The organism is Amycolatopsis minnesotensis (genome assembly GCF_039529815.1).
Taxonomy (GTDB): domain Bacteria; phylum Actinomycetota; class Actinomycetes; order Mycobacteriales; family Pseudonocardiaceae; genus Amycolatopsis; species Amycolatopsis minnesotensis.
In genome coordinates, this window is record NZ_BAAANN010000049.1 from 34,922 (window position 1) to 53,323 (window position 18,402).

General features: G+C 69.9%; 17 protein-coding genes and 1 pseudogene. 8 read left to right on the top strand and 10 right to left on the bottom strand.

What is annotated here, in order from left to right; genetic code table 11:
* Window position 1: 1 nt before the first annotated feature.
* The 3 genes from ABD256_RS39060 to ABD256_RS39070 are packed head-to-tail and all read left to right on the top strand — an operon-like array spanning window position 2 to window position 1,685.
* A complete protein-coding gene (locus tag ABD256_RS39060) occupies window positions 2–415 on the top strand; it encodes a YbaB/EbfC family nucleoid-associated protein (RefSeq protein ID WP_344430530.1) in 414 nt (137 codons plus the stop codon).
* On the top strand, window positions 412–729 hold the full coding sequence (locus tag ABD256_RS39065; RefSeq protein WP_344430532.1) for a type VII secretion target: 318 nt from the start codon (window positions 412–414) through the stop codon (window positions 727–729). The genes ABD256_RS39060 and ABD256_RS39065 overlap by 4 nt, the downstream gene beginning before the upstream one ends.
* Entirely contained in the window at window positions 726–1,685 is a 960-nt protein-coding gene (locus ABD256_RS39070; RefSeq protein WP_344430534.1) for a WXG100 family type VII secretion target, read from the top strand. The genes ABD256_RS39065 and ABD256_RS39070 overlap by 4 nt, the downstream gene beginning before the upstream one ends.
* A gap of 403 nt (window positions 1,686–2,088) precedes the next feature.
* Here the strand turns inward: ABD256_RS39070 and ABD256_RS39075 are convergent, their stop codons facing one another.
* The 3 genes and pseudogenes from ABD256_RS39075 to ABD256_RS39085 form a co-directional block, all read right to left on the bottom strand.
* Entirely contained in the window at window positions 2,089–4,500 is a 2,412-nt protein-coding gene (locus ABD256_RS39075) for an ATP-binding cassette domain-containing protein (RefSeq protein WP_344430536.1), read from the bottom strand.
* 107 nt (window positions 4,501–4,607) lie between these two features.
* Window positions 4,608–4,694: pseudogene (locus ABD256_RS39080) on the bottom strand (VOC family protein); the annotation flags it as partial.
* A gap of 138 nt (window positions 4,695–4,832) precedes the next feature.
* The gene (locus ABD256_RS39085; RefSeq protein WP_344430538.1) at window positions 4,833–5,735 is read right to left on the bottom strand and encodes a hypothetical protein; all 903 of its coding nucleotides are present in this window, start codon (window positions 5,733–5,735) and stop codon (window positions 4,833–4,835) included.
* Between the two features lie 90 nt (window positions 5,736–5,825).
* Between ABD256_RS39085 and ABD256_RS39090 the strand changes: the two genes are divergently transcribed.
* Complete coding sequence (locus ABD256_RS39090) at window positions 5,826–7,604, top strand: serine/threonine-protein kinase (protein WP_344430540.1); 1,779 nt, start codon at window positions 5,826–5,828, stop codon at window positions 7,602–7,604.
* Between the two features lie 106 nt (window positions 7,605–7,710).
* Window positions 7,711–8,499, top strand: coding sequence for an FHA domain-containing protein (locus tag ABD256_RS39095; RefSeq protein WP_344430542.1), 789 nt, complete (start codon window positions 7,711–7,713; stop codon window positions 8,497–8,499).
* Between the two features lie 12 nt (window positions 8,500–8,511).
* Here ABD256_RS39095 and ABD256_RS39100 read toward each other — a convergent pair whose 3' ends face one another.
* Window positions 8,512–9,381: a helix-turn-helix domain-containing protein gene (locus ABD256_RS39100; RefSeq protein WP_344430544.1), complete on the bottom strand. Its 870-nt coding sequence runs from the start codon at window positions 9,379–9,381 to the stop codon at window positions 8,512–8,514.
* 94 nt (window positions 9,382–9,475) lie between these two features.
* Here ABD256_RS39100 and ABD256_RS39105 point away from each other — a divergent pair, with 94 nt between their 5' ends.
* Together ABD256_RS39105 and ABD256_RS39110 are read left to right on the top strand one after the other, a co-directional pair.
* Complete coding sequence (locus tag ABD256_RS39105; protein ID WP_344430546.1) at window positions 9,476–9,664, top strand: HC3 family zinc finger protein; 189 nt, start codon at window positions 9,476–9,478, stop codon at window positions 9,662–9,664.
* The gene (locus ABD256_RS39110; RefSeq protein WP_344430548.1) at window positions 9,661–9,951 is read left to right on the top strand and encodes a hypothetical protein; all 291 of its coding nucleotides are present in this window, start codon (window positions 9,661–9,663) and stop codon (window positions 9,949–9,951) included. The genes ABD256_RS39105 and ABD256_RS39110 overlap by 4 nt, the downstream gene beginning before the upstream one ends.
* 115 nt (window positions 9,952–10,066) lie before the next feature.
* On the opposite strand, the gene ABD256_RS39115 is transcribed toward ABD256_RS39110, so the two are convergent.
* The 6 genes from ABD256_RS39115 to ABD256_RS39140 all read right to left on the bottom strand — a co-directional run bounded on the left by ABD256_RS39115 (window position 10,067) and on the right by ABD256_RS39140 (window position 17,336).
* Window positions 10,067–10,456: a phospholipase A2 gene (locus ABD256_RS39115; RefSeq protein WP_344430549.1), complete on the bottom strand. Its 390-nt coding sequence runs from the start codon at window positions 10,454–10,456 to the stop codon at window positions 10,067–10,069.
* Window positions 10,457–10,493: 37 nt separating this feature from the next.
* Window positions 10,494–12,653 (bottom strand): glycoside hydrolase family 6 protein, encoded by a 2,160-nt coding sequence (locus tag ABD256_RS39120; RefSeq protein ID WP_344430550.1) that lies wholly within the window; start codon window positions 12,651–12,653, stop codon window positions 10,494–10,496.
* Entirely contained in the window at window positions 12,650–13,663 is a 1,014-nt protein-coding gene (locus ABD256_RS39125; protein ID WP_344430552.1) for a hypothetical protein, read from the bottom strand. Before ABD256_RS39125 ends, ABD256_RS39120 begins: the two co-directional genes overlap by 4 nt.
* A 737-nt stretch (window positions 13,664–14,400) precedes the next feature.
* Window positions 14,401–15,306 (bottom strand): PE-PPE domain-containing protein, encoded by a 906-nt coding sequence (locus ABD256_RS39130; RefSeq protein WP_344430554.1) that lies wholly within the window; start codon window positions 15,304–15,306, stop codon window positions 14,401–14,403.
* 711 nt (window positions 15,307–16,017) lie between these two features.
* Window positions 16,018–16,218, bottom strand: coding sequence for a hypothetical protein (locus tag ABD256_RS39135; RefSeq protein ID WP_344430556.1), 201 nt, complete (start codon window positions 16,216–16,218; stop codon window positions 16,018–16,020).
* 329 nt (window positions 16,219–16,547) lie between these two features.
* Window positions 16,548–17,336, bottom strand: a complete 789-nt coding sequence (locus tag ABD256_RS39140; RefSeq protein ID WP_344430558.1) for a hypothetical protein — start codon at window positions 17,334–17,336, stop codon at window positions 16,548–16,550.
* Window positions 17,337–17,455: 119 nt separating this feature from the next.
* Here ABD256_RS39140 and ABD256_RS39145 point away from each other — a divergent pair, with 119 nt between their 5' ends.
* A complete protein-coding gene (locus ABD256_RS39145; RefSeq protein WP_344430560.1) occupies window positions 17,456–17,908 on the top strand; it encodes an Lrp/AsnC family transcriptional regulator in 453 nt (150 codons plus the stop codon).
* The last annotated feature ends 494 nt before the right edge of the window (window positions 17,909–18,402 follow it).

Below are 18,402 nucleotides of genomic sequence, written 5' to 3' on the forward strand. Positions count from 1 at the left end.
GGTGGATCCAACGGAATGGCTCAGGAACTACCAGAAGACGCTCGCCAGGGCATCGGCGAACGCCAAGGCGGCGAGCGAAAACCTCAGCCAGGTCGGCGGTACCGCGACCTCACCGCGCGGGGAGGTCGCGGTCGAGGTCGGCCCCAGCGGCGCACTCGAAAGCCTCGACCTGACGCCCGCGTCTCGCGCGCTCGAAGCCGAGCAGCTCGCGCAGCTCATCCTCGCCACCGCGCGGCAGGCGCAGCGCGCGGCGGGCGCGCGGGTCGTCGAGATCATGACCGATTACGTCGGCGAAGGCCCCGCGCTGGAGGTCGTCAAGCGGAACCTGCCGGGCTCCCCCGCCGAGGACGGACCGCGTCCCGACGACCGCGAGGACGACCAGTACTTCATCGACCCACCGGAGATCACCTCATGACCGCACCGAGCCGATTCCAGGTCGACCCCGAAGAGATCAGGGCGCACGCCCGCACCGTCGGCGACGTCGCCGCGCAGCTCTCGTCCCTCGCGGGCGGGCAGCGGGGCGGCGGCCCGGACGGCAACGCGCTCGGCAGCTTCGTCCAGTTCCTCACCGCGGGGTTGCGGAGCACGATGGACCGGGTCACCCGATCCGTCGAGCACGGGGCCGCCGCCGTGGACGAGATGAGCACCAAGCTCACCCGCGCCGCCGAGCGCTACGAGCGCACCGACGAGGACGGCGGCACCCAGCTGCTGGGAACGGAACGGCGATGACCGCGCCCGCGACCGCGCCGGACGCCGGGCAGGTGGACATCACCCAGACGCTCGGCGATCTCGAATCGACCCTCGTCGCCGTGCAGGGCAACGACTGGGTGACCGCCGGACTGTCCGGGGCGACCACGGCGGCGGACCTGCTCGGCTCGGGATCCGATCCGCTCTCGGGCATCGTCAACGCGGGCTTCGGCTGGCTGACCGGGCTCGTGGACTTCCTCGCCGCACCGCTGAAAACGCTGGCGGGTGACCCGGGTTCGATGAACTCCAGCGCGCGGGACATGCACGGCGCCGGGCAGTCGCTGGCCTCGCACGCCGACTCCTACCAGCAGGCGGCTGGCAAGGAAACCGGCGGCTGGTCGGGTGAGGCCGCGTCGGGCTACCAGAACACCTCGGGCAAGCTCGCCGACCAGCTCCGCGCCATCAGCAAGGCGAGCGCCGGGGTGTCGAGCGCGATGTCCGGCGCGAGCGAGGTGGTCGGGCAGGCGCAGCGGATCGTCACGGAGCTGGTCGGCGAGGCGAGCGGGCAGATCACCACGATCATGACGCAGGCGATGGCCGCGGCGCAGGTCACCGGCGGTGCGAGCGTGGCGGCGGCGATCCCGGAATGCGTGCGGGTCGCCACCCAGTACGGCGGGCAGATCGCGGGGAAGATGGGCGCGCTGCTCTCCAGCGGGCAGAACCTGACCACGCTGCTGCTCGCGGTGGTGAAATCGCTGGAGGTCGTCGACAAGGCGATCACGCAGACCACGGGCAAGGGCAGTTCGACGCACGGGTCTGCCGGGTCTCCGGGGTCTTCGAGCACCTCGGGAAGTGCCCGAGCTTCCAGCACCGCCGAGTCTCCGGGTGCTTTGGGTGCTTCGGGTGCATCGGGTGCGGCCGCCGGGGCCGCCGGATCGCCTGCGAGCGCGAGAAAACCGGGAAGCACCGAAGAGCAAGGAGTACCCGCCAGCGCGTAACCGCCTCCTTTTTGGCGGGCTGCTATCGCCCCTGAAGGTCGCCTTCGGGGCATCTGACGCCGCATTCTCGCCCCTCGCGGCGCGCGGCATAGCGAGGCTGATGCCCTGAAGGACGCCTTCGCGGCATCAGATTCCCCCAAGGGCCCCTTCAGGGCATCAGCGCGGAAGCGCAGCAGATGCGCGGGAACGAAGAAAGCTCGAACGAGGAAAGCTCGCGAGAGCCGCATTCGCGGCCTTCACGCCCCTGAAGGCGTCCTTCAGGGAATCTGACGCCGCGAACTCGCCCCTCGCGAGATGGCGACCCCAGCCGCGCATGCCCCGAAGGGCGCCTTCGGGGCATCTGAGTCCCCGAAGGCGTCCTTCAGGGCATGGCGGCAGACCCGCGATTCGCGGAGCCGAAGCCCTACGCCGGGGAACTGCGCGCCTTCTTCCGTCCTTTCCGGACCGCGCCGACGTAGTCCGCGAGGTGCTCGCCGGTCAAGGTGGACCGGTCCGCGACGAGCTCGGCGGGGGTGCCCTCGAAGACGACGCGCCCGCCGTCGTGACCGGCGCCGGGGCCGAGGTCGATGATCCAGTCGGCGTGCGCCATGACGGCCTGGTGGTGCTCGATCACGATGACGGACTTGCCCGCGTCCACGAGCCGGTCGAGCAGGCCGAGAAGCTGCTCGACGTCGGCGAGGTGCAGGCCGCTGGTCGGCTCGTCGAGGACGTACACGCCGCCGTCGGCGCCCATCTGGGTGGCCAGCTTGATCCGCTGCCGCTCACCGCCGGACAGCGTGGTGAGCGGCTGGCCGAGGGTGAGGTAGCCGAGCCCGACGTCGACGAGCCGTTCGAGGATCTTGTGCGCGGCGAGGATCTTCCCGTCGCCGGAGCCGAAGAACTCCTCGGCCTCCGCCACCGGCATCGCGAGCACCTCGCTGATGTCGCGGCCGCCGAAGGTGTACTCCAGCACGTCGGCCTGGAACCGCTTGCCGTCGCACACCTCGCACGGGGTCGCGACGCCCGCCATCATCGCCAGGTCGGTGTAGACGACACCGGCGCCCTTGCAGTTCGGGCACGCGCCTTCGGAGTTGGCGCTGAACAGCGCGGGCTTGACGCCGTTGGCCTTCGCGAAGGCCTTGCGGATCGGTTCGAGCAGCCCCGTGTAGGTCGCCGGGTTGCTCCGCCGCGAGCCGCGGATCGCGCTCTGGTCGACGGCGACGACCCCGTCCCGACCGGCCACCGAGCCGTGGATCAGCGAGCTCTTGCCCGAGCCCGCCACGCCGGTGACGACGACCAGCACGCCGAGCGGGATGTCGACGTCGACGTCCTGGAGGTTGTGGCTGGTGGCGCCGCGCACTTCCAGCGCCCCCGACGGCGTCCGCACCGACGGCTTCAGCGAGGCGCGGTCGTCCAGGTGGCGCCCGGTGATCGTGTCGCTGGCCCGCAACCCGTCGACGGTGCCCTCGAACACCACCTCGCCGCCCTCGGTCCCGGCACGCGGGCCCAGGTCGACGACGTGGTCGGCGATCGCGATCGCCTCCGGTTTGTGCTCCACCACGAGCACCGTGTTGCCCTTGTCGCGGAGCTGCCGCAGCAGGTCGTTCATGCGCTGGATGTCGTGCGGGTGCAGCCCGATCGTCGGCTCGTCGAAGACGTAGGTGACATCGGTCAGCGCGGAGCCGAGGTGCCGGATCATCTTGGTGCGCTGCGCTTCGCCGCCCGAGAGCGTGCCCGCCGGGCGGTCGAGCGAGAGGTAGCCGAGGCCGATTCCGACGAACGAGTCGAGGGTGTGCCGGAGCGACTCCAGCAGCGGCGCGACCGACGGCTCCTTCAGCCCGCTCACCCACTCGGCGAGATCGCTGATCTGCATCGCGCAGGCGTCGGCGATGCTGATGCCCTTGATCTTCGACGACCGGGCCTCCGCGGACAGCCGGGTCCCGCCGCATTCGGCGCAGGTGGTGAAGGTGACCGCCCGCTCCACGAAGGCACGGATGTGCGGCTGCATCGAGTCGACGTCCTTGGACAGCATGGACCGCTGGATCGACGGCACCAGGCCCGCGTAGGTCAGGTTGATGCCATCGACCTTGATCTTGGTCGCTTCCTTGTACAGCAGGTCGTTCAGCTGCTTCTTGGTGAACTTCTTGATCGGCTTGTCCGGGTCGAAGAAGCCGGAGCCGCGGAAGATGCGGCCGTACCAGCCCTCCATGCTGTAGCCGGGGATCGTGACCGCGCCTTCGTTCAGTGACTTGTTTTCGTCGTAGAGGGCGGTCAGGTCGATGTCGTTCATCTTGCCGCGGCCCTCGCAGCGCGGGCACATGCCGCCGGTGATGCTGAAACTGCGGCGCTCCTTGACGGTGCGGCCCGCCTTCTCGATGGTGACCGCGCCCGCGCCGCTGATCGAGGCGACGTTGAAGGAAAACGCCTGTGGTGAGCCGATGTGCGGCTTCCCGAGCCTGCTGAACAGGATCCGCAGCAGCGCGCCGGTGTCGGTGGCGGTGCCGACCGTGGAGCGCGGATCGGCGCCCATCCGCTCCTGGTCGACGATGATCGCGGTGGTCAGCCCGTCGAGCACGTCGACGTCGGGCCGCGCCAGCGTCGGCATGAAGCCCTGCACGAAGGCGCTGTAGGTCTCGTTGATCATCCGCTGCGACTCCGCGGCGATCGTGGCGAACACCAGAGAGCTCTTGCCGGACCCGGAGACGCCGGTGAACACGGTCAGCCTGCGCTTCGGCAGCTCGACGCTGACGTCCTTGAGGTTGTTCTCGCGCGCGCCGTGCACGCGGATCAGGTCGTGGCTGTCGGCGGCGTGCGGCGACTGCGTGGCCTTGGTCATCGTGTCTCCATCTGTGCTCTCGCGATAGCCCGGCTCGATCTAACCAGCCGCGTGCGGTATGTCCGGTGTTCGCGTCGGTCGGCGCGGCGTGCCGGCGGCCCTGCTCAGCGGACCTCGAAGCCGAGGATGTCGCGGTAGAAGGCCAGCGAGGCCTCCGGCTCGTGCGGGAGAACCGTGTTGTGAATGGTGATCACGCTAAGCGCGGTCCCCGGCGCGCGCTTCTCGATTCCTGACCGGTCCGCTGGCTCCCGTAACGGTGGCGCCGAGGTCCCCGGAGCATGCGCGGTCCCCGAAGGACACCTTCGGGGCATGCACGGCCAGCGCGGCGGACTTCAGCTGATCTTGTTGCCGCGCTTGCGTTCCTCGGCCGAGAGCAGCTCCCACGCCATCAGCACGGGGAGGCCGCGCGGGGGCAGGAAGCTCAGGTGGGCCGCGGTGTTCCCGTTGTCGTCGCACCGGGTCCAGTGCGCGACGGTGGACTCGCCGAGCCGGATCCCGGCGTCGCGCACCAGCGCGTCGAACGCGCCGAAGTACCCGCCGGGCAGTTGGTCGCGGATGCGCGCCGGATCGCGCGTACCGGCGAGCGTCACCGCCACGGTGAGGTCCCCGAACTCGCGCACCCTGCTGGGGAACGGGCCGAACCGCAGCGGGTACGGGTCATCCCCGGCGACGAAGCCGAGGCAGTCCGGCCCGAGCATGCGCGACCAGGCCGGCAGCTTCAGGTACTCCGGGCGGGCTTCCAGTTCGATCCGCGCGGCGTGCCGCAGGATCAATTCGTACTCCGACGCGTGCGGCGTCGCCTGCGGCCGGTGCCGCCCCGGCGCCTTGACGACGGTCACCAAGCGCTTCCCCCGTGGCGAGTCGTCGGCGAGCAGTTGCCGCAGCCGGGACGGCGCTCCCGGCGCCAGCTCACCCTTCTGCTCGTCCTGGAGAACGTGCCAGGCGGCCAGCGCGCGCGAAACCCCCGGCCGCTTGCCCACTTCGAGCCGCATCCCGTCCGCGCCGTAGCCGGGCGCGAGCCGCCGCACCAGTGCCGCCAGTTCGCCCTCACCCGGTTCGGACCCGTCCCACAGGACGAGCACCTTTTCGATCTCGGCACCGGAAACCGGCGCGGCCGGACGCCGTACCCGGGCATCGGGCCGAAGATCGGCGAAGGTGCCGTCGGGGATCGGATCGGTGACGAACGTGGGATCCGGCCAAACACCGGACGGCCCGCCAGTGCCCGCATCGTTCATGTCCCGTGTGTAGCGGGCACCGGCGGGGACCCGTCCCCGGTTGACGCGATCCGGCGTGCGGATGTGGACCGGTCTCGTACACTCTCGCGCGTGGACGATGGTCGCGTCGTAGCCGACCGCTACCGGCTGGAAGAGGAACTCGGCCAGGGCGGGATGGGGGTGGTCTGGCGCGCCTTCGACCTCGAACTGGGGCGGGAGGTGTCGCTCAAGCGCTCGCTCGGCGCGGACACCGGGCAGATCCGGCGCGAGGCCAGGATCGGGGCCGGGCTGCTGCACCCCAACGTCGTCACGGTGTTCGACACCGTGCCCGACCGCGATTCGTACTGGCTGGTCACCGAGTACCTGGCCGCGCGGACCCTGGAAGAAATCGTCGAGGCCGAGGGGCCGCTGCCCGAAACGCGGGCGCGGCGGATCGGGGCGCAGCTCGCCGCGGCGCTCGGCGCCATGCACGGCCGCGGCATCGTGCACCGCGACGTCAAACCGGGCAACGTGCTGGTCACCGAGGACGACGTCGCCAAGCTCACCGATCTGGGCATCGCCAGGTGGACCGAGGTGACCCGCACCGGCGGCGCCCAGCTCACCGGCACGCTCGGCTACGTCGCGCCGGAGGTCGCCGCCGGCGCCGAAGCCGAAGCGGCCTCGGACGTCTTCTCCCTCGGCGCCACCCTGTACGCCGCCGTCGAGGGCCGATCGCCGTGGGGTTCCGGCGAGGACGGCCCGTTCGTGCAGATGCGGCGCGCGGCGGAAGGGCGGTCCATCCCGGTCGAGCGCGCGAAGGCGCTCGCGCCGGTGCTCGCGGCGCTGATGGATCGGCACCCCGCCGAACGGCCGACCGCCGCCGAAGCCGAGCGCCTGCTCGGCGGCGAGGACGTGCCGGTGCCCCGGCGGCGGCGGGGGTGGCGGCGTCGCCACGCGGTCCTCGCCGGTGGCGCGCTCGTCGTGGTGGTCGCGCTGGCGGCGTGGTTCGTCCTCTCCGGGCCCCCGGCCAGCAGCCCGGCGGGCGGGCCGGGCACGCTCGGCGCCGACCCGGCCGAAGCGGACCCGTGCGCCGCGATCTCGGCCAACGCGCTCGCCCCTTACGGGCAGCCGTTCGTCGACCCCGAGGTGAAGAACTTCGGGAGCTGCGTGGTCTCGACCAAACTGGCCGACGGCACCGGACAGGTGCAGACCTCGGTCGACCTGACCACCGCGCTGCGCTACCCGACCCGCCCGCCGACGCCGGGACGGATGGGGGATATCGAACGGCCGGACGCACGGGACGGCACCTGCGTGCGGAGCATCTCGCTGGCCGACACCAACCGGATCGACGTGGCCACGCGCTCGATCGAGCACGCGGAGAACGCGCCGCTGTGCGCGATATCGGAGTCCGTGCTCTCCGGCGTGCTGCCGATGCTCACCAACGGGCCGCTGCCCCGGCGGGCTCGGCCGTTCCCCCCGGAATCGCTCGCCCACGTCGACGCCTGCGGTCTGCTCGACGCGGCGGAGACGACCGCGGTGCTGGGTCGCAAGGCGCGCGCGGAGAGCGAATTCGGCGGCTGGGGATGCGTGTGGGAGGCCGAGCCCCGCGTGATCACCGTGCGGTTCAGCCGGGAATGGCCGATCGAGCCGGACACGGAGGTCATCGGCGACCGGATCCGGATCGGTGACCGCAACGCGGTCGTGGGGACGGTGCCGGATGACCGGCCCACGTGCGCGGTGCAGATCGTGCACCGGTTCTACACGCCCGCGTTGCCCGTTCTCCGCGGCACCGAACCGAACCGCGAAGAAGTCGCCGTGGTGACCGTGGAGGGCACCGCGCCCGCCGACGCGACCCAGCTGTGCGGGCCGGCCAGGTCGCTGGCTGGCTCGGTCGTCCCGCGGCTGCCATGACCGGGGACCGGTCCCCGCGGGGCTGCCGTAGAAAAGAACCACACGCCGCCGCCGCTCCCGTTCCGGCGGGGTGGGGGGCCGCCGGAACGGGAGGAGGGACACGACCGTGACGACCGGCCGGATCGACCCTCATCACCAGCGCAGCCTCCGCGGCGGCGTGACCGACGTGGAACCGGGCACCTTGAGCGCGCTCACCGTCACCGGGGGTGTCGCGGTGCCACCGGCGCCCGGCGGCAAGGTCAGCTTCGGGCGCAACCGGCTGGAGGTCGACGTCTGCGTCGGCGAGGACGACCTGCGGATCAGCCGGGTGCACGGCATGCTCGCCCGCGACCACGGCCGGTGGTGGCTGAGCAACACCGGGCGCTCCCCGATCCGGCTGTCCGACACCGTCCTGCTGCACCGCGACGGCGACCCGCTGCCGCTGGCCGACGGCTACACCGCGCTGTTCCTCCGCGGCACGCGCGATCGTGAGCACCTGCTCGAACTCCACGTGTCCGACGGCGACACCCGGACGGCGGCGCCGCGCCCCAATCACCCCACGGCCCCGCCGAAGCGGTGGCGGCTCAGCCAGACCGAACACCTCGTGCTGGCGGTGCTCGGGCAGCGCTACCTCGCCTACGACCCGCAGCCGCTGCCGCTCTCGCGCCAGCAGGCGGCCGCCGAACTCGGCGTGTACCAGCCGCGTTCCCTGTGGACGGCGAAGCGCGTCGAGCACATCGTTTCCCGTGTGCGGCAACGCCTTTCCGACGCGGGCGTGCACGGGCTGCGGCGCGAAGAGGTGGGCGAACCGGTCGGGCTGACGCTCACCGTCAACCTCATCCGCGAACTGGTGCTCTCCACGACACTCGTGCCGATGGACCTGGAATGGCTCCAGCTCCCGACACCACTGCCGTGACGCCCGGGGGGCTCAGCCCAGCGACCGTGCTTCACCATGCTCCGTCAACCTCACCTGCAAATGAGTGATGAGCCGAGCCGATTCGGCCTCACTCATCGCAACCTCGGCAAGCCGGGTCACGGTGTCGAAATAGGGCTCGGTCTGCCGTTGCTCATCCATGAAGATGCTCGATCGAAGTAGTTCGACCAGCACCACCGGTGGGGCGGACGGAAACTCCAGGGTCAGGAAAGTCACCAGCTGACCGGCATGAGGGCCGGCATTGCCCGGCACGACACGGATCGAAACAGTGCCGAGACTGCCGGCTTCTCGCAGTGCCGCCAGTTGGCGGGCCGATGTCGCGGCGTCGCCGACGCGCGCGCGAAGAGCGGATTCGCCGAGGTATGCGACGTACCTGACCGAGGTGCGCAAGATCTGCTGCCGCTTGGCTCGCATGGCGACACGGGACTCGATACCCACCGGACTGGTTCCGGTGCCCCGCAACCACGCTCTGGTGTAGTCCGAGGTCTGGAGCAAGCCGGGTATCAACAGCGGAGCCCAGTTGGTGATCCGCGTGGCCATGCCCTCGTACTCGGCGAGCGTGACTGATTCCTTCGGCAGGCCCTCGACACCCTCGGATCGCCCCCACCAGCCTGGCTCGTCCATGGTGCGCGCCAACGCCATGATCTCCTTCTTGACCTGACCCCGGACCCGGAAGACCCCGAGCAGCTGGGCGATCTCGTCCGCACTCACGTTCCGCTTCCCGGTCTCCAGCCGGGACAGCGTGGACTTGTCCCAGTCCGCCGCTTCGCTCGCTTCGCGGAGGCTGAGACCGGCTTCCTCACGGCAGACGCGCAACCACGCGCCGAGCGCCTTCGCTTTGACCCCAGGTGGTTTCGGTGGCACGGTGCCGCTCCCTGTCTCATTGGTGCAACGCGCTGGTGTTGAGTGTACGAGTGATTACTCTCGGCTCAACACGAGGCACTGACCAGGAGGGATCATGTTGCAGTGGCAACAGGCGGAGGGGCTGCGCCACGCACTGGAAGGGCGGGCGCCAGCCGAGGGAGCGTCCTTTGTAGCACTGTGCGGAATCAGCGTGACCGTGACGCGCGCCGACATTCCCGAACTCGGCGGCCACTGGTTCGACCCGACCTGCCTGCCCTGCGAACGCGCGTGGCTCGCGCGATGAACGACACCGACCGCGAACTCCTCGACCGCGTGCGCGCGCTGCACCGGAACCTGACCCAGCGCACCGTGCTGCTGAGCCACGTACAGTCCAATGTGGACGTATTCACCGAGGGAATGCGCGATCTCGGCACCGATCTCGCGGACCTCGGCGGCGCACTGCTCTCGCGCGTACGCGAACTGGACGAGATGCCGCCCTCTCCCGCCCCGGAACCGGCCGGGTTGATCGCACGCCTCGCCGCCAGGCTCGCCGACCTGGACTCCCCAGCACCGCACCGTCCCCGAAGGTGACCTTCGGGGCGTTTGACGCCGCGAAGGTCACCTTCAGGGAACACAGGCCCGGCCAACGCCTGCCGTGACAGCCGGGTTCCCCGCACCATCGCCCCGGCGCGGGGAACCCGGAGCCTCACGAGGGGTCGCCGCTGCCCAGGTAGTGGGAGCGGCCGAGCGCGCGCACGCCGTTGAAGTAGATGTTCGCCTGCTGGACGCACAGCGACACGGAAAAGCTCTGCCGCTGGCAGGCGTCCGACAGGTTCACCAGCAGGATCCGGTCGCAGGTCAGCCGCGGAAGCGTGCTGCCGACGTCGTAGCAGTTGTCGTGCGCGTTGCACGCGGGGCCGAAGTCGGCGCCGAAGGAACCGTCCGGGACGCCGGTGCACCCGTCCGCCTGAATTGCCGGTGCCGCGGGGGTTTCCGCCTGAGCGGCCGGTGCCGCGGAGGTTTCGGCGAGTGCCGTGCCCGCGCCGCCCAGCAGGGCCAGGAATGCCGCGCTTCCGGCCACGATCAGTTTCCGCATGATTTTCTCCTTTTCTACACAATCAATTCGACAGAATTCATCGGCTTTCGTAGGCGCCGACGTCGACCGCTTTCCCCGACGGGCGCGGTGCGTTGTCGCGGTCGAATGCGGGAGCACCGTCGCCGGTACCCGCGTCGATCGCCGCCGATCCCGGCGCGAGGTGGAAGTCGGCGGCACCGGGATCGGTGAAACCCGGGTCGCCGACCGCGTTGTGATCCGCGGTGAAACCGTCCGGCGACTCGGCGCCTTCCCCGAAGATGTTGTTGCGCAGCAGGTTCTCCCCGTCGACGCCGGGCACGTCGAAGCCGATCGACCCCTTTTTGTTTCCGTGGAAGGTGTTGTTGACGACCCGCACGTTCGACATCGTGCCGTCGGACTCCATCCAGAACCCCAGCCCGGCACCCGCGTTGCCGTAGGAGACGTTGTTGTACACGCTGACGTTGTCGAGCTTGCGGCTTTCCGAGTAGTCCTCGACCGCGAGCCCGATGCCCGCCTTGGTTTCGTTCTTCGTGGCGTAGACGGTGTTGTTGTAGATCTCGACGCCGGAAGAGCTGTCCACGTAGATGTTCGGGCCGCGGTTGTCGTAGACGAGGTTGTCGTGGATCTTGGCCTTGGCATCGTCGTCGTACTTGACGTCGATGCCCTCTTCGCCGTTGTCGTGCACACGGCATCCCCGCACCTCGATGCCGCTCGACCCCTCACCGAGGCTCATCGCTTCGTGGTCCGCGGAGGTGCCCCTGGCGTTCGTCCCGGAGATCTCGCAGCCGTCCACCAGGACGTCACGGGACCCGAGCACGACGAGGCCACCGTCCTGCGAACCGTCGACCCGGAAGTCCTGGAACACCAGGTGGTCCGCGCCGTTGGCCATGGCCCCGAACCCGGCAGATCCGGCGGCGGTCACCCCGATGAAGCGCAACCACGACGTGTCGCCGATCGCGATCTGCCCGCGGTCGCCGTCCCCGCCGGTGACCACCGCGGGGCCGCCCTTGCCGTAGAAGGTGATGTACCTGTCTTGCGCACCACCGTGTTCGAGCCGAAGCCCGCCCGCGTAGGTGCCCGCCGCGATCTCGACGTTGTCACCGGGCTGAGCGGCGTCGGCCGCCTGCTGGATCGTGCCGTACCGGCCCCCTTCGCCGACGGTGAGCGTCCGCCCCGACGCCGGCGGCGGCACGTCTCCTCGCGGAGCCGTGTTCGCGAACCCGCGTGGTCCGCCGTCGATGAGATGTTTGGCGAGGACAGGGGAGAACTTCCCGGCGGGAATGCCGGTGCCGATCCCGCAGTCGCCATCCGAATCGCCGGGGACCTTCACCCACAGCAGCATTTCGGCGTCACCGCTCGTCTGCGACGGCACGCCGAGCTTGCGCCCGGCCGGGTTGCACCATTCGCCGTTGGCGCCGTTGCCGTTGCGGCTGGTGTCCACGACGTAGTGCGCCGCGCCGCCCAGCGCGCCGGTGATGGCCTTGCCCTTGGCGACGCTTTCTTCGGTGGTGTAGTAGTTCGACGTGTTGAGGGCGAACCCGCGGATCTTGCCCACCCCGGCCCGCCGCAGCCGGTTCGCCATTTCCCCCGCCTCGACCCAGTTCGCATTGCCCGCGTCGAGGTAGGCCCACGTGTTCGGGTTCTTGCTCGCGAACTCGTTGGCCGCGAAGGAAAGGAGGTCGATCCGGGTAGCCTTCTGCTCTTCGGTCAGGCAGTCGAGCTGTGCCAGCGCGTCCGGTTCGATGACGACCACGGCGGGCCGGTCCGCGATCCCGTCGGCGAAGCCGCTGAGCCAGTCCCGGTACTCCGCCGGGGACGCCGCGCCGCCACCGGAATGCCCGCCGCAGTCGCGGTCCGGCAGGTCGTAGGCGACCAGGATCGGCAGCTTGCCCGCGGTCCGCGCGGCCGAGGTGTAGGCCGAAACCTCGGCGCGGGTGTCGGCGCCGGGATCGGCGAACCACCGTGCGCCGGGGCGCTCGGCGATCTCGGTCCGGATCGCCGCCGCGTCGGGGTGCTCCGGGTTTTCGCGCACCCACCGCGCGGGATTCGAATCGGGATCGGCGTAGAAGCCGTCGGTGACCGCCAGCGGGTTGCTCGCCGTGACGGCCTGCACCGGCGTGGCCGTGACCGCGGCAAACACGACGACAGCACCCAGCACGACGACGGAACGGCGCGGTTTTTTACCGGTACGCGGGAAGAACCGGTCGCCCACGGTCATCGACCGTCCCAACCGGACAGCACCCGCAGCCGATCCCAGGGGATGTGCGCCAGCGCGTCCGGCGAGCCGGTCAGGCCGGCCTTCGCCAGGATGCCGCCCTCGCGCATCCCGTCACCGGGCCGCTCCCACGGAGCCCGGTCCGGGTCGGTGAGATCGTCGCCCGCGACCCCGATTCCGCTGATCGGGCCGGGGCCCCCGCTGTCGAGGACGTAGCCGCCGAACTTCTGCATCGCGACGCAGATCATCTTCTCCCCGGCGGACGCCCCGTCGAGACCGGTGCAATCGACCGCCGGGTCGAGCTGGATCCGGGCGCCCATCGGCACGCACGAGGATCCCGACCCGTCGCCGTCGGACTTTCCCGCGGGCGCGCGGAAAGAACGGCAGCTGTTCGTGGAAGTGAAGTACAGCGCGTGGTCGATCGCGCCGGTCTGGACCTCGCTGTTCAGGATGAACCCGGCCCCGGCCTGCACCTCCGCCCCGGTGCCGACCCCCTCGGTCTTGGACTCGGCGCCACCCCCGCTCGCGGCGGGCCAGGTGCCCCCGCAGGAGCCGTTCCACTTCCCGCCCGCCTTGCTCGCGCCCCAGATGGACTTGACCGTGCCGTCGTCCTTGTTGTGCACGACGACCCATTCGTCACCGGGTGAGGGCACTTCACGGGTGGCGTAATCGGGGATGTGGATCCCGTCCCCGACCGAACAGCCCCAGTCCTCGCTGAACGACGGGTGGTATTCGGGATCGCTGTTGCTCGAATCGTAAACGGTGATCTGCCATTCGGGGCCGTTCACCCGGGGTGTTTCGTCCCCGATGCCCTTGACGATGTCCGCCGAGTGGGCGTCCAGCTTCGGGTTCGCGGGAATTGCCGAACGGAAGTAGTTCGGCGAGCCGTCCGCCGCGGTGAACAGTTCGCCGGGTCCCGGCTGGCGCGGATCCCATTGCTCAGCGGCGTTCGCCCCTGGTCCTGCCGACAGGAGAATGAGCGCAGCCACCCCGAAAACGTGCTTCTTTCCCATGGAAGCCTCCTTGAGCGCGAATGGCAGCCGATGCGCGAGAAATGCGCCGCGGTATGCCTGCTCGCTCTTTGTAGCTCCCAGGCGGGGGGACCGGTCCCCATCCTTTCCGACGTCCTCGACGGGCTCCGAGGTCGTCGAGGACGTCGAGGACGATGCCCACGGCCTCGATCGAGCGCCTCGGCTTCGCCGGGTAATTCCGTGTTCTCGCGGGCGGGGCTGTCATGCCCTGAAGGTGACCTTCACGGCATCCAACGCCGCATTCTCGCCCCTCACCGCTCGGAGCATCGTGATCGCCATGCCCTGAAGGTGACCTTCACGGCTTCAGATTCCCTCGAGGGCCCCTTCAGGGCGTGAGCGCGAATTCAGAGGAGGAGCCCAAGTTCAGAGCAGGCGCCCAGGCTCAGAGCAAGCGCCCAAGCTCAGAGCAAGCGCCCACGTTCAGGGGAGGCGCCCAAGTTCAGAGCAGGCGTCCACGTTCAGGCAGGCGCGCGGGAGCGGAAAAAGCTCATGAGGGCCGCATCCGCAGCGTGCACACCCCTGAAGGCGTCCTTCAGGGAATCTGACGCCGCGAACTCGCCCCTCGCAAACTGGCGGCTCCAGCCGCAGATGCCCCGAAGGGCACCTTCGGGGCATGTGAGCACGCCTCGCCTGCCGGACGGGGCAGCGGCATGTGAACGCGGGTGGTGACACGGTTCCGTGTCACCACCCGCGGTGGTTTTCGTGGTACTACCGGGAAATCAGGCCATGCCGAAGAACGGGGCCTTCGCCAGCGCGGCCTGTGCCTCCGGCGACAGCAAGCTCGTCAGCTTCTGCTGGATGTCCGCGATCGCGGCCTGCCCCTGGGTGCCGGGGATCTTGCCGTTGAACAGCTCCCACGGAGTCGGGATCGGCAGCGGGAGCGGCGGGCCGTACGGGATCACCGGCGCCTGCGGGATGACGGTGTCGTAGTTGCCGCGTTCACCGACCGGGTTCGGCGGCGGGAACCCGTGCGCCCCGGCGGCGACCGCGCCCTGGATGCCGTTGGCGAACTGCGCGAGGTTGGTGATCGGGTTCGCCGAGAGGCAGGCGCCGTCGTTCTGGTTGCAGATCTCGTGCACGCCGATCCCGGCGAAACCACGCGGGCCGTTCATCGTGATGCCCTTGATCGGGGTCGGGATGTTGGTCTCGATCCCGCCCGGCGAGCCGTTCGGGCCCACGCGCCTCGGGTCAGCGTAGAGCACGCCGTCGATCTGGTTCTTCGGGATCTTGTTGTCCGTGCCGAGGTTGTGGATCGTGTCACCGGCGACGCGCGCGCCCATGGAATAGCCGGTGATCAGGATGTGCGAACCGCCGCAGGCACCGTGGAAGTCGTACACCTCGCGGGTGAGGTTGCCGATCCCCTCCGCGATGGAGTCGTCGTAGGTCTTGAGCCCGGTGACCGGGAAGAACTCGGCCGAGTAGTGCACCCGCTTGAGGTCGAAGCCCGCCGGGAGCGGGATGTTCTGGTAGAAGGTGGCATCGGGGTCGGCCCTCCCGCCGACGGCGAAGACCCTGGTGCCGGGGCAGCCCGCGGCCACCCCGGTGTCCGCGGTGGCCACCGCCACCACGGGGCCGACCGACAGGACGGCCGTGACCGCGGCCACGATCAGTGACTTGGCGCGCATCTTCATTACCGGTCGAAACCCTTCGTCCGTGACCCGGAACGGCAATCCAGGTCGCCAACAGCCGAACACGCACGCGGTGCCGGGATTCGGGTGAGCGCGTCTTCGCCACCGGCGCCGGGTCCCCTCGCCCGACACCCCTTCGCGGCGGTCAGTTTTTCCCTCACCTGAGTGCGCGTAAGGAGGAGAGTACAGCATCGGTGAACGTCCATGTTCATAAATCTCGCCGACGCTACGGCCAGGTGACGGTGGGTGATGATGACTACTCTCCGCCTGGGTTCGCACGTGGGGGCGCGATGGAAGCCGGACTCATTGACGAGTACGCGGCCTCCCGCGTGTTCGAGGCGTCCGAGCGGCGACGAAAGGGAAGGTCGCGGCTCGGCGATTGGAAATCCGCAGGGGGATCACGGGTCGTCGACCCGGTTCGCCGAACTGCCGCCGGACCGGGCGCAGGCGCTCTACGCGGCGTGTGATCGGGATGCGCTCACGAAGAAGCGGCAGCACCATGGATCAGCTCAGGCTCGTCGAACGATGCCTGGGCGGCCACGGATGTGCGGTGACATCTCACCGGAGACGGCGCGGGCGATCGACAAAGCGCACCTCCGGCCGCTGCGCCGGGTTCATCACGAGGTGCGCGACGAACCCGGCTGGACCCGCACCGACGACAGCGGCACCTTGACCGTCACCACACACCCGACGGCCGCAGCTCCCCGATCAGGAGCGTGCTGGCACGACCGTGACCTCGAAGGTGTCCGGGTACGTCTCCGGCGCGTGGCCGTCGAACATGACCACGGTCTGCCGCCGCCCGGTGGAGCGCCACACGGCGCGCGTCACCCTGTCCACCACCCGCGTGCTGCCGTCGGCGGTCACCCACACGTGCCCCGGCCGGAGCTCTGCCCATCGTGCTGTTCTCATCCCCGTCATGGCATATCCGTCGACACCGGGAGGCGAACCGTTACGCGGTTGTGCCGAATTCCTCGTAACGGGTCATCGACCGTCCTTTGTGGACGTACAAGCAAAGGGTTCCACAATGGACATCCAGTAGGCGGTCCGGCACGGCTCGTCCCAGGTGACGGGAGTGCGTGCACCCCGTAGATGTCCGTTTCGGTGCGCAACGGCACTTCGAGCGAGAGATCGCCCGCCTTGATCAGGAGAGCACCTCGCGGGTGGGCGCACACCCGGTGACCGGCCAGCCGACGGGCCCGTCGGAAAAGGCCAGCCCGCCCAGCACCTCGAAGAAACGGTCATGAGCAACCGAAAACCACCGGAGAACGGGCCGTGTCGACGAGCCGTCCGGTGACGCGGTCGGCGAGCAGCAGCGCGCCCGCGGCGACACCGAACGCCGCCGCGCCGAGCCACGGCAAGCCGCAGGCGAGCACCGCGACGAACGCCAGCGCCCCGGGCACGGATCGCAGCGCGCCGCGGGTCAACGCCGCCGCGGCCCGCGGCCCCGAGCCGTGCTGGGTCAGCGGCGCGAGGATGGCGAGCACCACGGGAGTGCAGGCCAGCACGCCTGCCAGGTGCGGACCGAGCGCCTTCACCGCGCCGCTGAGGCAGGCCACGACGGTGACCGTGACGGCGATCCGCAACGGCGTTTCCCATCGCACGGCCGCACCGGTCCGCCCGACCGGCACGGCGGCCGGTTTCCAGGCACGCAGCCCGGCCACGGCGAGGACGGCGACCAGCGCGAAGACCACCGCGGTGGACCCGATCGCGGAAACCGCCGCCAGCGTGCCCGCGGTCAGCGCGAGCGCGGCGGCCGTGACCAGGAGCGGGCGGCGCAGCCGATCGGCGAACCTGCCGTAGGCGAAGCAGAACACGGCGACCCCGGCCTGCCCCGCCGCCATCCCGGCGGCGGTGCCCGCCGCGACGCCGGGCCCTTCGGTGAGCAGGACTACGACGAGGAGCGGGCACGACGTCAGCGGCAGCCCGACCAGCCTGCCGCCGAGGCGGTGGCCGAACCGCCGCTGGGCGGCGGTGACGAGCAGCATCGTGAGCAGGGGCAGGGCCAGGCGCAGCACCAGGACTTCCATGCACTCGACGTTTCCACGGACGACGGCGCAGATGGCTCGGAAATCGAGCCATGACGGCCCGAAACGCCGAGTTATCCACAGTGATTGTGGTTAATCACCGAGTTATCCACAATGACGATGTGGATGACATCGACCGCTCGCTCGTCCGGCTGCTGGAACAGGACGCCCGCCGGACCTATCACGAGCTGAGCAAGGACGTGCGCCTGTCCGCCAACACGGTCGCCGACCGCGTGCGGAGGCTGCGCGCCTCCGGCGTGGTCCGCGGCTTCCGCGCCGAAGTCGATCCGGCGGCGCTCGGCCGCGCGCTCACCATGGTCAGCGACATCCGCCTGCGCGAGCACGTCGACCGGACGGCCTTCGAACACGGCCTGCGCTCGGTGCCGCAGGTGGTCGCGGGCGCCCGGCTCACCGGCGAGTACGACTACCAGCTCAGGCTCGCGTGCGTCGATCCGGCGGAGTTCGAAACCGTCGTCGACCTGCTCAAACGGGACCACGGCGTCCGCGAGCTGCGAAGCAGGCTGGTGCTGCACGACATCGAGGTCGACGCGAGCGGCCTGCTCGACCTGGCCTGACCCCGCGCGGGAGCCGGGCCTGCGCTCAGGGCGCGTTCCACTCCTGGTTCGCGGAACACGTCCAGAGCCGCAACCGGGTGCCGTTCGCGGAACTACGACGCTTATGCCCCGAAGGTCGCCTTCGCGGCATCAGATTCCCCCAAGGACCCCTTCGGGGCATGCGCGGCGGAGCAGAGCAGGCCCACAAAACCCCATCCGCGGCATTCACGCCCAGGAAAGCCCCTTCCGGGACACCAGTGCGGACACGAGAAAGAGGGCACGAGCTGCGAATCCCAGCCCATTCCCCGAAGGGCACCTTCAGGGAATCTGACGCCCCAATCTCACCCCTCACGGCGCGCGGCACGGCGACGCGCATGCCCCGAAGGGCGCCTTCGCGGCATCAGATTCCCCCAAGGCCCGGCGGATTCATGCGGTGGTCGCAACATGCTCTATTTAGGACAGTAGCATGGTGAGTTTTTCTTTGGGGGTGAGCCAGTTGAGGGTTTTGCGGGGGC

Excerpts from the sequence above, each read along its gene's own strand:
- ABD256_RS39070 (WP_344430534.1), top strand. The coding sequence starts at position 726 with ATGACCGCGCCCGCGACCGCGCCGGACGCCGGGCAGGTGGACATCACC.
- ABD256_RS39065 (WP_344430532.1), top strand. The coding sequence starts at position 412 with ATGACCGCACCGAGCCGATTCCAGGTCGACCCCGAAGAGATCAGGGCG.
- ABD256_RS39105 (WP_344430546.1), top strand. The coding sequence starts at position 9,476 with ATGTTGCAGTGGCAACAGGCGGAGGGGCTGCGCCACGCACTGGAAGGG.
- ABD256_RS39120 (WP_344430550.1), bottom strand. The coding sequence starts at position 12,653 with ATGACCGTGGGCGACCGGTTCTTCCCGCGTACCGGTAAAAAACCGCGC.
- ABD256_RS39085 (WP_344430538.1), bottom strand. The coding sequence starts at position 5,735 with ATGAACGATGCGGGCACTGGCGGGCCGTCCGGTGTTTGGCCGGATCCC.
- ABD256_RS39110 (WP_344430548.1), top strand. The coding sequence starts at position 9,661 with ATGAACGACACCGACCGCGAACTCCTCGACCGCGTGCGCGCGCTGCAC.
- ABD256_RS39135 (WP_344430556.1), bottom strand. The coding sequence starts at position 16,218 with ATGAGAACAGCACGATGGGCAGAGCTCCGGCCGGGGCACGTGTGGGTG.
- ABD256_RS39125 (WP_344430552.1), bottom strand. The coding sequence starts at position 13,663 with ATGGGAAAGAAGCACGTTTTCGGGGTGGCTGCGCTCATTCTCCTGTCG.
- ABD256_RS39140 (WP_344430558.1), bottom strand. The coding sequence starts at position 17,336 with ATGGAAGTCCTGGTGCTGCGCCTGGCCCTGCCCCTGCTCACGATGCTG.
- ABD256_RS39075 (WP_344430536.1), bottom strand. The coding sequence starts at position 4,500 with ATGACCAAGGCCACGCAGTCGCCGCACGCCGCCGACAGCCACGACCTG.
- ABD256_RS39130 (WP_344430554.1), bottom strand. The coding sequence starts at position 15,306 with ATGCGCGCCAAGTCACTGATCGTGGCCGCGGTCACGGCCGTCCTGTCG.
- ABD256_RS39115 (WP_344430549.1), bottom strand. The coding sequence starts at position 10,456 with ATGCGGAAACTGATCGTGGCCGGAAGCGCGGCATTCCTGGCCCTGCTG.